This is a genomic window from Vibrio sp. sp1 (assembly GCF_016920955.1).
Taxonomy (GTDB): Bacteria; Pseudomonadota; Gammaproteobacteria; order Enterobacterales; family Vibrionaceae; genus Vibrio; species Vibrio alginolyticus.
The window spans coordinates 85,909-99,232 of sequence record NZ_CP060590.1 but is presented as its reverse complement, the minus strand read 5'-3'; the positions used below and the strand labels follow the sequence as shown (position 1 = coordinate 99,232).

Below are 13,324 nucleotides of genomic sequence, written 5' to 3'. Positions count from 1 at the left end.
GTAAAAAATGCATTCAGCATTATGGGTAAGTAAGACAGGCATGGCAGCGCAAGACACGAAGATGACTGCCATTTCTAACAACCTAGCAAACGTAAACACGGTTGGCTTTAAGCGTGACCGAGTCGTATTTGAAGATCTTTTCTACAGCATTCAGCGTCAACCAGGCGCACAAGTAGACCAAGTTAACGAACTACCAAGTGGTATTCAGCTAGGTAGCGGTGTTCGCGTTGTTGGCACACAAAAAGTGTTCACGCAAGGTAATACCCAAAACACAACGCAAGAGTTGGATCTTGCTGTAATGGGTCAGGGTTTCTTCCAAATAGAAAACTCGGACGGACAGATCATGTATACACGTAATGGTCAGTTCCATCGAAACTCAGAAGGCTTAATGGTGAACAGTCAGGGCCTGCCTTTAGAGCCTCAAATCCAGATCCCAGACAATGCGGTCTCTTTCTCTGTGGGTGTTGATGGCACAGTGACTACAACAACAGCAGACGATCCAACACCTCAGCAGCTTGGTCAAATTACACTTGCAAAATTCATCAATCCAGCCGGCTTAGAGGCCATGGGTGGCAACTTATTCCGTGAAACGGAAGCCAGCGGTCCAGCTGATGAGCTGATTGCAGGAGCTGATGGCGCCGGCATTATCAAGCAAGGTGCACTGGAAGGGTCAAACGTACAAGTAGTAGAAGAGATGGTCGACATGATCACCACTCAACGTGCGTATGAGATGAATGCGAAAGTGGTCTCTGCTGCAGATGACATGCTGAAGTTTGTTTCGCAATCAATGTAAGTATGAAATTGGTGATGATGAAGGAAAAAGCAATGAAATGGCTTTCTAAGAGTTGGGCAGTAGCCGCCGTGTTGCTGGTGGGATGTGCTGGCCGTCAGGAATTTATTCCGCCTGAGCCGAATGCTGAGGAATATGCACCACCAACGCTCGATTACACGCTGCCGGAAACCCAATCTGGTAGCCTTTATCGTCACCAATACACGATGACTCTGTTCCAGGATCGTCGTGCTTACCGAGTTGGCGATGTATTAACGGTTCAATTATCAGAAGAAACCTCATCGAGTAAAAATGCGGGTACTAAGTTCGGTAAAAGTTCAGCAATTAACCTTGTGGCGCCGACCATAGGCACGAAAACTATCGATGAGTTAGGGGTTAGCGTGGATGGCAAACGTAACTTCGATGGCAGTGCATCAAGTTCACAAGGCAACAAGCTTCAAGGTGCCATTACGGTAACGGTACACGAAGTATTACCTAATGGCGTATTGCGTATCAGCGGTGAAAAATGGCTTCGTCTGAATCAAGGCGACGAGTTTATTCGTCTAACCGGTATCGTCCGTGTGGATGATATTAACCGCAGTAACCAAGTTTCTTCTCAACGAATTGCTGATGCAAGAATTACCTACGCAGGTCGCGGAGCGCTAGCTGACAGCAACGCAGCCGGGTGGCTAACTCAGTTCTTCAACAGCCCATGGGTACCTTTCTAATGAAGACAATGCAATCTTTCTTTATGTCTCTCCTATTGGTGTTGACCTTGGGACTACCAGGCACTTCACGTGCTGAAGCGGAAATTCCGATCATGGACTTGGTCGATGTTCGCGGCATTCGAGAAAACCAACTGGTTGGTTATGGTTTGGTAGTTGGCTTAGCCGGCCAAGGTGACCGAAACCAAGTGAAATTTACCTCTCAATCTATTACCAACATGCTACGTCAGTTTGGGGTTCAAATTGATGACAGTATGAACCCTAAGCTACGAAATGTGGCTTCTGTGAGTGTGACAGCGTCCGTTGACCCAATGGCAGGCCCAGGACAAACGTTGGATGTGGTTGTGTCTTCAATCGGTGATGCAAAGAGCCTTCGCGGTGGTACGTTATTGCTAACGCCTTTACGTGGTATTGATGGCGAAGTGTACGCGATTGCGCAAGGTAACGTGGTTGTGGGCGGCTTATCTGCAGAGGGGCGAAGTGGCTCCAAAGTAGAAGTAAACACACCAACGGCGGGTCGCGTTCCGAATGGTGCGACTTTAGAGAGAGAAATCAAAACCGATTTCAACCAACGTGATGAAATCACCCTAAACCTGCGCAAGCCTAGCTTCACTACAGCAAAAAATATTGCGCGTGAAATTAACAACACTTTTGGACCTAAAGTTGCAGTTGCGATCAATAAAGCGCGCATTGATATGCGTGCACCAAAAGATACACAGCAGCGTGTCGTCATGATGTCGATGCTTGAAGAAATGAGCGTCGTTGAAGGCCGTAAACCTGCTCGTATTGTCTTTAACTCTCGCACTGGCACCGTAGTGATCGGTAAGAGTGTCAAAGTGAGTGAAGCAGCAGTAAGTCACGGTAACTTGACCGTGCGAATTTCTGAATCACAACAAGTTAGTCAGCCTAATGCGTTTGCAAATGGCGATACGAAAGTCGTTAACCAAACGGACCTTGATGTGAATGAAGATCTCGCTCAGATGGTGATTTGGCCTCCAGGCACGGAACTTAACACCATAGTTAATGCGGTAAATAGTTTAGGTGCCACGCCTACAGACTTGATGTCTATCCTGCAAGCTTTGAGTGAAGCGGGTGCATTGAACGCTGAATTGGTCGTGATATAAGGAGTTAAGGATGAAGCTAGACAGTACCAATGAACAAACTCAGTTAAATTCGATGCTTTATCACGACAATAGTGCATTGGCTAACATCAAGCATAGTCGTGATCAAGAAGGCGCACTTGAAGTCGTCGCAGGTCAATTTGAGGCAATGTTCCTACAAATGGTGTTACGCCAAATGCGCAGCAGTAGTGATGCTCTTGCTGATAAAGACAGCCCGTTCGCCAGTCAGCAACAAGGGGTATTCCGTGATATGTATGACGGTCAGCTGGCGATGGAACTAGCAAAGAAACAGAGCTCAGGCATTGCCAATATGCTCATCCAGCAGCTGAGCCCGTCTATGCGTGAGGTTGCTTTCGATGCTGCGCGCAACATCTCATCCGCTAACGATGGTAAAGGTTCGAATTCTGAATCTATCTCACAAGTAGATTCTAAAGAGGTGGAGAAGAATTCAAGCCTATTTAATACCGCTTCTCAAGCCGTCGCCTCTGTTAAACAGGTATTCGGTGAGGCCGGTATGACTACCGCGTTTTCTCAGCCGTTGATCAGAAAAATGGAGCTGTAAATGAACCTAGTTAATATTGCCCTTTCAGGTTTAGGCGCGAACCGTGTGGCCCTAGACGTAACCGCGCAAAACGTGGCAAACGTGAATACCGTGGGTTACAGTCGTCAACAAGCGTTGATGGCGTCTGTCGATGATGGTAAAGCCAATCGCTTAAGTCCAGGTTTAGGGGTAGAAGTCACTAGCATTCGCCGCGTTACTGATCAATTTCTGATTAAGCAAACGTGGTCGACTAACAGTATGGCGGCATACGCATCTGGATACACCAGTAACATGAGTCAGCTGGAGAATACGCTTGGTGCCGATGGTTTCAGTATATCGGCTGGCTTGGACTCGCTAAACGCTGCGCTTAACGATGCGACCGTTAAGCCGGAATCCATACCTTACCGCCAGCAGATCATTAACGAATCTGAAGCTTTGGCCCGCCGTTTTAATACGCTTACCGAATCTTTATACAATCAACATAAAGACATGAGCGATCAACGTAATGCAGCGCTTAACCACGCGAATAGCCTTATGGAAAATATCGCGAAGGTGAACAAGCAACTGGTAGAGATGCAAGGTACAGGTGGTAACCCATCACAGTTAATGGATGAACGAGATAGGTTAATCGGTGAGTTATCTCAAACCATTGAAATCAAAACAACACAGCAGCATGACGGCAGTGTTCAGGTCACACTAACCTCTGGTCAACCGCTTGTGATGGGTACGGACCATGGCAAACTGGAAGCCATTCCTGACCCGAGTGATCCTTACTTGGCGGACTTACACGTCACGTTCTCGAATCAAAGTTTTGCGATTGGTGACTCGCTTGGTGGCAAATTAGGTGCGATTAATGACTATCAAACCGAAGTGTTGAAACCAAACCAATTGGCTCTGAATGACATGGCGAAAGCTCTCGCGGATGAATACAACGCCGTGCTTGCGACTGGCAAAGACTTAAATGGCAACCCAGGTAAACCTTTGTTCAGCTATGACCCAGCAAACCCTGCAGCCAGTTTGGATATTACCAAGCTAACTCCAGATGAGCTTGCGTTCTCAAGTGATGGAACACCTGGTAACGCAGATGCGTTGCAATCATTGATCGAGTTAAGCAACAAGCCAGTGGCGGTATCAGGTTACGGCTCAGTAAGCTTGAACGATGCCTTTAGTTCAATGGTGGGTCAAACCGCAATTAAAGCACGCCAAGCTAATGCTGATTATCAAGCGAAGTTAGCCATGAACAAGCAAGCGCACGCAGCTCGCGATAATGTTAGTTCCGTAAACAGCGATGAAGAAGCGGCTAACCTAATGATGTTTGCTAATGCGCACAATGCCAACATGAAAGTGATCAGCACAGCAAATCAACTGCTCGATTCTATTCTGCAGTTATTCTAAGAGGAAAGTTTAGATGCGAATTAGTGACAATCAATTTAGTCAAATGATGTTGCACAGCTTGCAGAGCAATAGCGCGGGATTAGGCGAAGCTCTGCAACAGATGTCTACTGGCAAGCGCTTAACCAAGCTGTCTGATGATCCAATGGCTTCGATCAAGTTGCTTAACTTAGACCGAGAAACCAGTGCGATTGCTCAGTACAAAAACAACATTGAAAACGTAAAAACGACGCTATCGAGTCAAGAAACCCATTTAGATTCGATCAAAGAAAGCTTAAAAAGCATGCGAGACATCGCGCTTTGGGGTGCGAACGGCTCTCTTACTGACGAAAGTCGTGGCGGTATGATTACAGAGCTTAAGAGTTACCGTGACTCTATTGAGTCGTCTTTTAACGCGCAGGATGAAGAAGGGCACTACCTTTTCTCTGGTACTAAAACGGATACTGCGGCTGTAAGTAAAGCGAGCGGCAGCTACGTAATTGAAGGTAATAGTGACAAGCGCGTAGTAACAATTGCTAAAGGTGTCACGATGGATTCCAATATGACTGCAAAAGAAATATTGGACCTTGGGGGAGGCCATAACGTGCTTAACCAAATTGATGCGCTGATCAAAGAGTTTGAGAGCCCTACCGCCAACTTCAGAGCTGAAGTTGAGGCGAGTATCAGCGCTATCGACGATACTTTTTCAAACGTACTAGGGACCATGACTGAGATTGGTGGTCGACACAACAACTTAGATCTTGTTGGTGGCGCGCACAGTGAAAACAAGCTGTTCGTTGACAAAGTATCTGGAGACCTCTCTGCTCTGGACTATGGTGAAGCGTCGGTACGATTGAGTAATTACATGGCCGCTTTGCAAGCAACGCAAGCAAGCTATGTGAAGATCGATGGTTTGTCGCTGTTTGACCGTTTATAAGGTTAGGAAGTTCTTTTTATGGTAATGAGTACAGTAGAGGTTAGACCCCATAGCATACGCTTAGGTGGACAAGAACAAGCCTCTATCATGCCGACCCGTTCTGCAGACTCAAGTACGGCAATTAAACCGCGCCCGGCGCAAATTCAGGCTGACACTGCGTCAGCCTACTCTGTATCTGGTATTCAGCTTACGCAGGGTCAGCAGCAAGCCACGGCGGTTCAGATCGCGTCCAAATCGCTGCAGGTGATTGGCAAAGAGCTCACGCAAATTAAACGTGGTTTGACGCAAGCTATTAATCAAGGCGTACAAAATGTTCCTGGTTTGCAGGATACATTGGTTCGTTCTAAAGCCACCATCCAAAAAGTCGTTGAGCAAGCACGTTTCGATGGCCAGAAAGTCCTAAATAACGAACTGAACTTAAAACTGGATAAAGCGGACATTCGTCGCTTTTCTATTCCAGGTTTGAATGTTCATCGCTTAAGCGACAAGGCCGAGCAAATCCGTTTGGATTTTCCTCAAGGTCAAGCGGTGATGATTCAGTTTGATGGACAATCAGACGGTGAGCGAACGGTCAAAATGCTGGATCGCAGCTTGATTGCGTTAGGAATGCGAGCCTCATTAGCCGATGATGGCAGCATTTTATTTGAAGCCAGAGACAACGCTTATCAACAAATGCAGCAAAAGGTGATGGTAACGGGGGAAGGGCACCGATTCCCTGCGGGACAGCCTAACGTTTTGAACTTAAAGTCTGAGCCAGATGGTATTGCGGAGCTCGGGTTTGATCTAGGCTCACGCGATGGCATCAAGCAGACGATTGCCAAAGTAAATCAGCATCTGAAACAAGTTCAAACGAGCTTGCAGGAAGCGAAAGCTTTTCATGGTGAACTGAATACTCAAATGCGTTCTATCCAAACCAAAACCGCACAGCTTTCAGTCAATGAGGTGAATGCAAAACTGGATGGATTCATGCAAAAGTCTGGCGAGTTTACTTCGACTTTTCAGGCATTGAATGCGCAAGCAAACGTGCGTCGTCATACTGTGGTCGCTTTACTGAAGTAACGAACACTCCAATGATTCCCGGCTTTACACTGTTATCGTCCCCCAATAACGAAAACAGCGCACTGTCGGGAATCTCTCTTCGACTCGTCTAGGGCTCGAGTGCTTTTGCCACCGAACGATTCAATTTCTGGAATAGCCATCCAAGTGCTATCAAAGACGCACCTAAGCCTAAGAAGCTTATCGCTCGCCAGAACCCATCCAGAGAGCTCACATCCCATAAGAATACTTTCAGTGCGACACAGGCAAGGACCACTAGACCGACACGCTGCATCATCAGCCCCTGTTGGGTGACGCCGTGCCAAGTCAGCAATCCACCTACGAGCAAGCCAGCCACTGAATAACTGAACAACTCAGCCATGCTGGTTGGCTGATACAGCATCATCGATGTGGTTTGCCAGAATTGACGGATAGACATCCCCAACCAAATGGCTGCAAGTAAAAAGCCTAGACTAGCAATCGCAAATCGATGAACTTGCAACGTATTCCAGCGTTTAAAGGCTGCGATAAGCAGGATGCAAGCTGGTAACAGCCAGCCGATACTCAGCATGTTAAAGATGGGAAGTGCTTGTGCCGAGACGTTATCAGTCACCAACGGCGATTCTGCCGTATTAAGCAAAATAATCAATATAGCGAACGCGCACCAAAGCAAGTAACTATAGATTTCGTAGATACGGCTTAAGCGTTGCGCAAATTGGCTGCGGTAGCTGTATACCAAACCCATAACTAATGCTTGATTGGCAAAGACTGCCGCACTTGTGAAGTCGATGTGCCCCAAGTAACCATATTGCCCCGTTAACCAGTAGTTAGTTTGGGTGAACAATGCCATTAAGAATACATGTAAAAACGCCCCTTCAAACCAGTTGGTCAGTTCTCGGTCCACTTGTTTTAGTGTTGAACGAGCATAAGACAAGATGAAGAGAGAAGGCATATAACTCACAAGAACCCAAGCCCAATGCCCGGCTTCTACCGGTTGCCATTCGGGTATGAAAGGTAGCAGCGTGAGTCGGATAACCAGTATTCCCATTGCCACTTTAATCGCCCAACTCGCAGGTCGAAATAACCCGACTTGAGCCTGTAAGGCCATTATCGCAACTTGTATTGAGATTGCTGTTGTTAACCAAGTATCGCTCAACCAAACAAAAGCGATACCTACGATTAAAGCATGCATAACGGCAGAGCATTCTAATGCCAACGAACGTGCACGCTGACCAAGCACAACATAGTAAGTGGCCATCAATGCGCAGAAGGTAGTCCAATACCACAGGTAGCCTTGCATAAATTCGTCAACATAAAGCAACGTAATTAAGCTCATCGCGGGAGCCAGTACCAGCAGAAGCAGCCCACTGAGTTGCGAACGGTCACTAAGTGATTGGCAATATGTTCGATAGCCGATCAGTGCAATACTCACCGCCAATGCGAATAGAATGCTAGCTTCTCGCTCTAACATATACAGCGCATCAAAAGCGATGGTAAGAACAATCAGCGCGGTTGCTGAGACGAGAATAGATGGCAAAAATGCACGTAATGACCAGCCTGTACGAAGTGCTGGTAGCCAGATGATCGCAACAAGCAGCGTATAACAGTACGCCATTTGTAGAGTGTTCAGCTCCGGCATTCTGGTGACGGCAGAAAAGGTCAATAAAGCAGTTGCGAGAGCGGTAGCGGTCGGCGAGTTTGTCCACTTGCTTTGATAGTGACGAAAGCGAGGATTGAGCATCCAACCCATTCTCGGAACCGCGAAAATGAGATACAAAGTGATGGAGAGATAAATCGCGAGCCACGAGAACAACCGTTCTGTTGGTACACTCTCAATCAACAGCAACATCCAAATGACATGTGGAATCGCGATACTTGGCGTAATCCATGCCCTACGCACTTTTTGCATCAATAAGGTCGCCGCGAACGAAATTGCGCAGATGTATCCGGCTAACAAAAAGTAGTTGGGTTCATTACCTCCAATCCACAGTGGTGCTGTGTAGCCACCAATTAAGCCAAGCACGGCCATTAACGGCCCTTGTCGCAATGATAATGCTAAACTGAAAAATGCCGCTGAAGCCAAAATGATCAACGAGATACTTGGCGTTAGCATTTGATAAACCACAAAGGCAAAAATGACGGTGCAGTAAATGCCCGTTAATCCCGTACCGGTAACGGCAGCAGGAACATACGTAAAGCCTTGGGCTCGTGCTGCCCGCTGCGGATTCTGTTGTTCTTTACGGTGAAACCACTCGCCAACAAGCACCATAAGTAATGAGATCACAAAGGCAAAGGACACTCGCATAAATGGCGAAAACTGGATGTGACTACCAATCACCTGTACGAGATAACCTCCACCGATCAGCATGGCCAATGCGCCTACCCAAACCAACCAATTTTCTTGGATGTTGCTAAGCAGGCTCTGAACTTTACTCTGAAGGAATGACTCATTTTCTTGACTAAAAACATCCAGTTGCACTTCTCTTATCTGGGCGTACCCTTGATTCGCAGCGCTCTGGTCCAAGTCTAGGTTGGCAGCTGGATCATGTTCCCCAGAGGATGAGACATTTTTCTGTTGTGATTCTATGTGAGGTGACGTCGCTACAGATGGTGTGTCTTTTTCGATGCTGGATTGTTGGTGTACTTGTTGGTTTGAGCCCCCATGGACACTGGCTCGTAGTGATGTGACTTCCTCACGAAGTTTGGTTAGTTCTTTTTCTAAAAGTGCAGCTCGGTTGGCGGCTTTCACTCCGATGAGGATGGCGAGACACGCCATGAACAGTGCTAGTATTACGTACAATCCATTTCTCCTTGCGTACGTCGCGTGACCCACGATTCTTAACTTTGAGCACTTACGCTAAAGCTTAGTTCATGCTCTATGCCTTAGCCTCATATAGTGCTAGGTTCCGCGCTTTCTTCAGAAATCATTCTACATAATGAAACTCAATGCGTAATGATGAATTCGACAAAGTCGCACACTTGTGTGCCACTTTAAGACCTGATGAACAAAAATGAGTCGTTAAGTCATTGGGGGTCAACTATATTCATAGTTCTGATGCGATCGCCAAATGACTTCAAACATGTGCGTTTCGTAGCGATGTCATCGAAGGTCAGTCGTTTGATTTGCACGTTCGGTTGTTTCTATTTGACCGTAAGGCTGAATGTATTCGGGTATAGCGCATTCACGCGAAAAAAGACAAAAACAGGTAATTATTGATGCAAGTGGGTAATGAAGCGCTGGTGCTGTCAGCGGTTGGGGTTATTGGTTTAGGTTGCCAATGGTTAGCTTGGCGATTGCGTTTGCCAGCGATTTTATTTTTGTTGTTGGCAGGGCTGATCGTCGGGCCATTTATGCAGTGGTTAAATCCTGATGAGATATTAGGTAATTTGCTCTTTCCGTTGGTTTCTTTAGCGGTGGCAGTGATTTTATTTGAAGGCAGTTTGACCTTAAATTTTAAAGAAATTCGTGGCGTGAGTGGTTCGGTATGGAGCATTGTTTCCATCGGGGCGATCATTTCGTGGGCGGCGACCAGTATTGCAACACACTATTTCCTCGGCTTTACTTGGGAGCTTGCCATGTTGTTCGGCAGCTTAACCGTAGTAACAGGGCCGACGGTCATCGTGCCACTTCTACGAACCGTAAGACCTAACAGTACGCTTGCTAACATTTTGCGATGGGAAGGGATTTTGATTGACCCGCTCGGTGCGCTTTTTGTTGTGATGGTTTACGAGTTTATCGTATCTCACAGCGCGATAAATAGCGTCGAAGTGTTTGGGACGATCATTGCTGTCGGTGTCATGCTAGGTGCGGCCTCAGGCTATGCAGTTGCGACGATCATGCGTCGCTCTTGGCTACCGGAATATTTGCAGCCATTTGCGGTTTTGATGGTGGTTCTAGGTGTATTTTCGGTCTCTAACCACATTGAGTCTGAAGCTGGGTTACTAACCGTCACCGTAATGGGTATGTGGCTCGCAAACGCTAAAGACATCAATATTCAGCAAATTCTGCACTTTAAAGAGCATTTAACCATTTTACTGATCACCGGATTGTTCATCTTCCTTGCGGCTCGAATCAGTTTGGATGATTTTGCTGCGCTAGGTAGCGGTGCGTTATTGTTATTTGTATTTATGCAGTTAGTGTCGCGTCCGTTATCGATTTTTCTTTCAACCTTCCGCAGCAACTTGCGTCTCAAAGATAAGCTGTTTTTGTCTTGGGTTGCACCGCGCGGTATTGTTGCTGCTTCGATTTCGTCTCTTTTCGCGATCAAATTGACCGAATACGGCATTGATGAAGCGATTTTACTGGTCCCTATGACCTTCATGGTGATTATAGGAACGGTCGTGTTACAAAGTGCGACGGCACGTCCTGTAGCGCTGACATTGGGCGTCGCAGAGCCAGCACCACGCGGCTTCTTGTTGATTGGTGCTAACCGAGTAGCAAGAGAAATAGGGCAGGCGTTGTCGCGTTATGACCGTCGCGTATTAATGACTGACTCAAACTGGGAGTACATCAGTCAGGTTCGTATGTTGGGACTGGATTACTATTACGGCAACCCTATTTCTAGTCACGCGGACGACAACTTGAACTTGATAGGAATAGGTCAAGTGGTTGCATTAACGCCCGATCAGCACTTCAACATTATGGCTTGCATGCAATTCGTCGACGAGTTTGGGGAAGATAAAGTTCACTGCTTACAAAAAGTGAAAACCAACAGCAATGACAGCGAGAAGCACTCCGTGGCTCAGGAGTACCATGGTAAATTGCTGATGGGCGGCAATGTAAGCTATACCCAGCTAGCCAGTATGTTAAGTCGTGGTGCAGAGGTTAAACACACGAAATTGAGCGATAACTTCACGTATCAAGATTATTTAGCGCATCACAAAGGTAGTTCAGTTGTACCGCTGTTCCATGTAGAAGAAAAAGGAAAAATTCAATTCTGTGATGATCCCGAACAGTTTGAACCAACGACGACAAGCACTGTTGTGTCGCTAATTCTGTCGGACAGCGTAAAGTAAACTACAGAGCAATGTGATCCATTTGCATCATGGGTATCGTACGCTGATTATCTCAATTTGAAGAGAAACTTGCCGGCTTGTTGAAAACGGAAAGCGAGTTTCTTTTCTTATAATGTCAGGGGCAGTCGAGATTCATTACTCGTTTCGGAAAAGTAATCCGGCAAATTCACAAAATTCGCATTGACGTTACTGATAAGGATCGCAATACTGCGCGACTGTTTTACTTTAGGGTGACATTATGGCTCCGCAAACTAACCGAAAAGATTTACACCTAGATGCTGTTTTACATCATGATATGAGCATGAAGCATAAAACGGCGGGTTTTGAGTCTGTCGAGTTCGAACACTGTGCGCTGCCAGAATGTGACTTTCACGCGATCGATTTATCGACAGAGTTTCTTGGTCATCAATTAGCGCTACCGTTTTTGATTAGCTCGATGACTGGCGGAGCAAAAGACGCAGAAACGATCAATTGTCGTTTGGCTGAAGCCGCAAGTGAATTAGGTATTGCCATGGGTGTGGGCTCGCAACGGATTAGCTTAGAAGAAAGTCAGCATTCGGGCTTGGGTAAAACCATTCGTGAGTTGGCGAAAGAAGTACCGTTGTATTCCAATCTTGGAGCCGCTCAATTGCTCGATAAAGGTAAACTCGATAATGCGCAACGTGCGGTTGAGGCGATTCAAGCCGATGCCTTGTTTGTGCACGTTAATCCAATGCAGGAAGCGTTTCAGAAAAATGGCGACCACAATTGGGTTGGTGTTTTCCAGGCAATTGAGATGCTTAAATCTCGCGTGAAGGTTCCTATCATTATCAAAGAAGTCGGTTTTGGTATTAGCGGACACGTTGCGCAGCGATTAATTGATGCTGGTGTGGATGCAATTGACGTTGCGGGCGCGGGTGGCACAAGCTGGAGTGCGGTTGAAGGGTATTGCCAAGATAATCCGAAAATGCAGCGTGCAGCCGAGCTTTTCCGCGATTGGGGTGTCCCTACAGCAACATGTTTGGCTCAAATCCGCGCACTGCATCCTACATTACCCTTGATCGCCTCGGGAGGTGTTCGTAATGGGCTTGAAGCGGCGAAAGCCATTCATCTGGGTGCTAATCTCATTGGGCAAGCAGGTGCAGTATTAAAAGCTGCGACGATCAGCACGCAATCTGTTGTCGATCACTTTGAACAAATGGCATTAGAGCTGCGTTTAGCGTGCTTTGGTACTGGCTCTTCTAAGGTTGGTGAGCTAACGAAAGCGCGCTGCCTATAGCTTTTAGAATGGCGCGCTTTACACAGAGTCGCTCAATAATTTTTCGGTGTCTTAACACGTAGACTGATAATTTCGTTATAGTTGATACAAAAGTCACTTCAGCTAGTGACGCCTTTATTCAGACTTTTGAATGGGCTCGTGTTGAAGAGATTGAGTTTAATTTTACTATTGTTTGCAACTGGAACCTTAAATTTATGAAAAAACTAGTCATGCTGATGTTGGCGGCTTCTGCTTTGACCGCTTGTAGTGATGAAGTGGGCACTGAAGGCTGGTGTAACGACATGCGCGATAAGCCAAAAACAGAATGGACAGCAGACAACGCGGTAGACTTTGCAAAGCATTGTGTTCTGCAAGATGGTGTCGGCAGCGAGCAATGGTGTGAAAACCTGAAAGATAAGCCGAAAGGTGACTGGACTGCAAACGAAGCGACCAGCTTTACTAAACACTGCATTTTTTAAGCACAGCGGAAAGCGCCTTTTCTGAGGCGACATTCTGTGAGGTAAACACCAAGCGTTATTGCTTGGTGTTTTTGTATCTAAAATAGCTCGATT

Annotated in this window: 11 protein-coding genes; 10 read left to right on the top strand and 1 reads right to left on the bottom strand. The window is 46.6% G+C overall.

Annotated elements, in window-relative coordinates; all coding sequences use genetic code 11:
- Nucleotides 1-7 precede the first annotated feature (7 nt).
- From flgG to H9L11_RS15875, 7 genes are read left to right on the top strand one after another with little or no spacing between them, the layout of a single operon-like run.
- Complete coding sequence (flgG, locus tag H9L11_RS15905) at nucleotides 8-793, top strand: flagellar basal-body rod protein FlgG (RefSeq protein ID WP_005374008.1); 786 nt, start codon at nucleotides 8-10, stop codon at nucleotides 791-793.
- A 32-nt stretch (nucleotides 794-825) separates the two neighbouring features.
- Nucleotides 826-1,497: a flagellar basal body L-ring protein FlgH gene (flgH, locus tag H9L11_RS15900; protein WP_205391260.1), complete on the top strand. Its 672-nt coding sequence runs from the start codon at nucleotides 826-828 to the stop codon at nucleotides 1,495-1,497.
- A complete protein-coding gene (locus H9L11_RS15895; protein ID WP_053307165.1) occupies nucleotides 1,497-2,618 on the top strand; it encodes a flagellar basal body P-ring protein FlgI in 1,122 nt (373 codons plus the stop codon). The genes flgH and H9L11_RS15895 overlap by 1 nt, the downstream gene beginning before the upstream one ends.
- 10 nt (nucleotides 2,619-2,628) lie before the next feature.
- The gene (locus H9L11_RS15890) at nucleotides 2,629-3,177 is read left to right on the top strand and encodes a rod-binding protein (RefSeq protein WP_005384422.1); all 549 of its coding nucleotides are present in this window, start codon (nucleotides 2,629-2,631) and stop codon (nucleotides 3,175-3,177) included.
- Nucleotides 3,178-4,551, top strand: a complete 1,374-nt coding sequence (gene flgK, locus H9L11_RS15885; RefSeq protein ID WP_005374000.1) for a flagellar hook-associated protein FlgK — start codon at nucleotides 3,178-3,180, stop codon at nucleotides 4,549-4,551.
- Between the two features lie 13 nt (nucleotides 4,552-4,564).
- Entirely contained in the window at nucleotides 4,565-5,464 is a 900-nt protein-coding gene (flgL, locus tag H9L11_RS15880) for a flagellar hook-associated protein FlgL (RefSeq protein ID WP_005373998.1), read from the top strand.
- 18 nt (nucleotides 5,465-5,482) lie between these two features.
- A complete protein-coding gene (locus H9L11_RS15875) occupies nucleotides 5,483-6,523 on the top strand; it encodes a flagellin (protein WP_205391259.1) in 1,041 nt (346 codons plus the stop codon).
- Between the two features lie 88 nt (nucleotides 6,524-6,611).
- On the opposite strand, the gene H9L11_RS15870 is transcribed toward H9L11_RS15875, so the two are convergent.
- Complete coding sequence (locus H9L11_RS15870; RefSeq protein WP_205391258.1) at nucleotides 6,612-9,299, bottom strand: DUF2339 domain-containing protein; 2,688 nt, start codon at nucleotides 9,297-9,299, stop codon at nucleotides 6,612-6,614.
- A gap of 416 nt (nucleotides 9,300-9,715) precedes the next feature.
- Between H9L11_RS15870 and H9L11_RS15865 the strand changes: the two genes are divergently transcribed.
- From H9L11_RS15865 to H9L11_RS15855, 3 genes are all read left to right on the top strand, one after another.
- Nucleotides 9,716-11,515 carry a sodium:proton antiporter gene (locus H9L11_RS15865; RefSeq protein ID WP_104976290.1) on the top strand — a complete coding sequence of 600 codons (1,800 nt, stop codon included), beginning with the start codon at nucleotides 9,716-9,718 and terminating at the stop codon, nucleotides 11,513-11,515.
- 238 nt (nucleotides 11,516-11,753) lie between these two features.
- A complete protein-coding gene (gene fni, locus H9L11_RS15860) occupies nucleotides 11,754-12,773 on the top strand; it encodes a type 2 isopentenyl-diphosphate Delta-isomerase (protein ID WP_205391257.1) in 1,020 nt (339 codons plus the stop codon).
- A 194-nt stretch (nucleotides 12,774-12,967) separates the two neighbouring features.
- Nucleotides 12,968-13,231, top strand: a complete 264-nt coding sequence (locus tag H9L11_RS15855; protein ID WP_005373992.1) for a DUF3012 domain-containing protein — start codon at nucleotides 12,968-12,970, stop codon at nucleotides 13,229-13,231.
- Nucleotides 13,232-13,324 lie beyond the last annotated feature (93 nt).

Coding starts and splice junctions, on each gene's coding strand:
- H9L11_RS15855 (WP_005373992.1), top strand. CDS start 12,968: ATGAAAAAACTAGTCATGCTGATGTTGGCGGCTTCTGCTTTGACCGCT.
- flgL (WP_005373998.1), top strand. CDS start 4,565: ATGCGAATTAGTGACAATCAATTTAGTCAAATGATGTTGCACAGCTTG.
- H9L11_RS15875 (WP_205391259.1), top strand. CDS start 5,483: ATGGTAATGAGTACAGTAGAGGTTAGACCCCATAGCATACGCTTAGGT.
- flgH (WP_205391260.1), top strand. CDS start 826: ATGAAATGGCTTTCTAAGAGTTGGGCAGTAGCCGCCGTGTTGCTGGTG.
- H9L11_RS15890 (WP_005384422.1), top strand. CDS start 2,629: ATGAAGCTAGACAGTACCAATGAACAAACTCAGTTAAATTCGATGCTT.
- flgG (WP_005374008.1), top strand. CDS start 8: ATGCATTCAGCATTATGGGTAAGTAAGACAGGCATGGCAGCGCAAGAC.
- flgK (WP_005374000.1), top strand. CDS start 3,178: ATGAACCTAGTTAATATTGCCCTTTCAGGTTTAGGCGCGAACCGTGTG.
- H9L11_RS15865 (WP_104976290.1), top strand. CDS start 9,716: ATGCAAGTGGGTAATGAAGCGCTGGTGCTGTCAGCGGTTGGGGTTATT.
- H9L11_RS15895 (WP_053307165.1), top strand. CDS start 1,497: ATGAAGACAATGCAATCTTTCTTTATGTCTCTCCTATTGGTGTTGACC.
- fni (WP_205391257.1), top strand. CDS start 11,754: ATGGCTCCGCAAACTAACCGAAAAGATTTACACCTAGATGCTGTTTTA.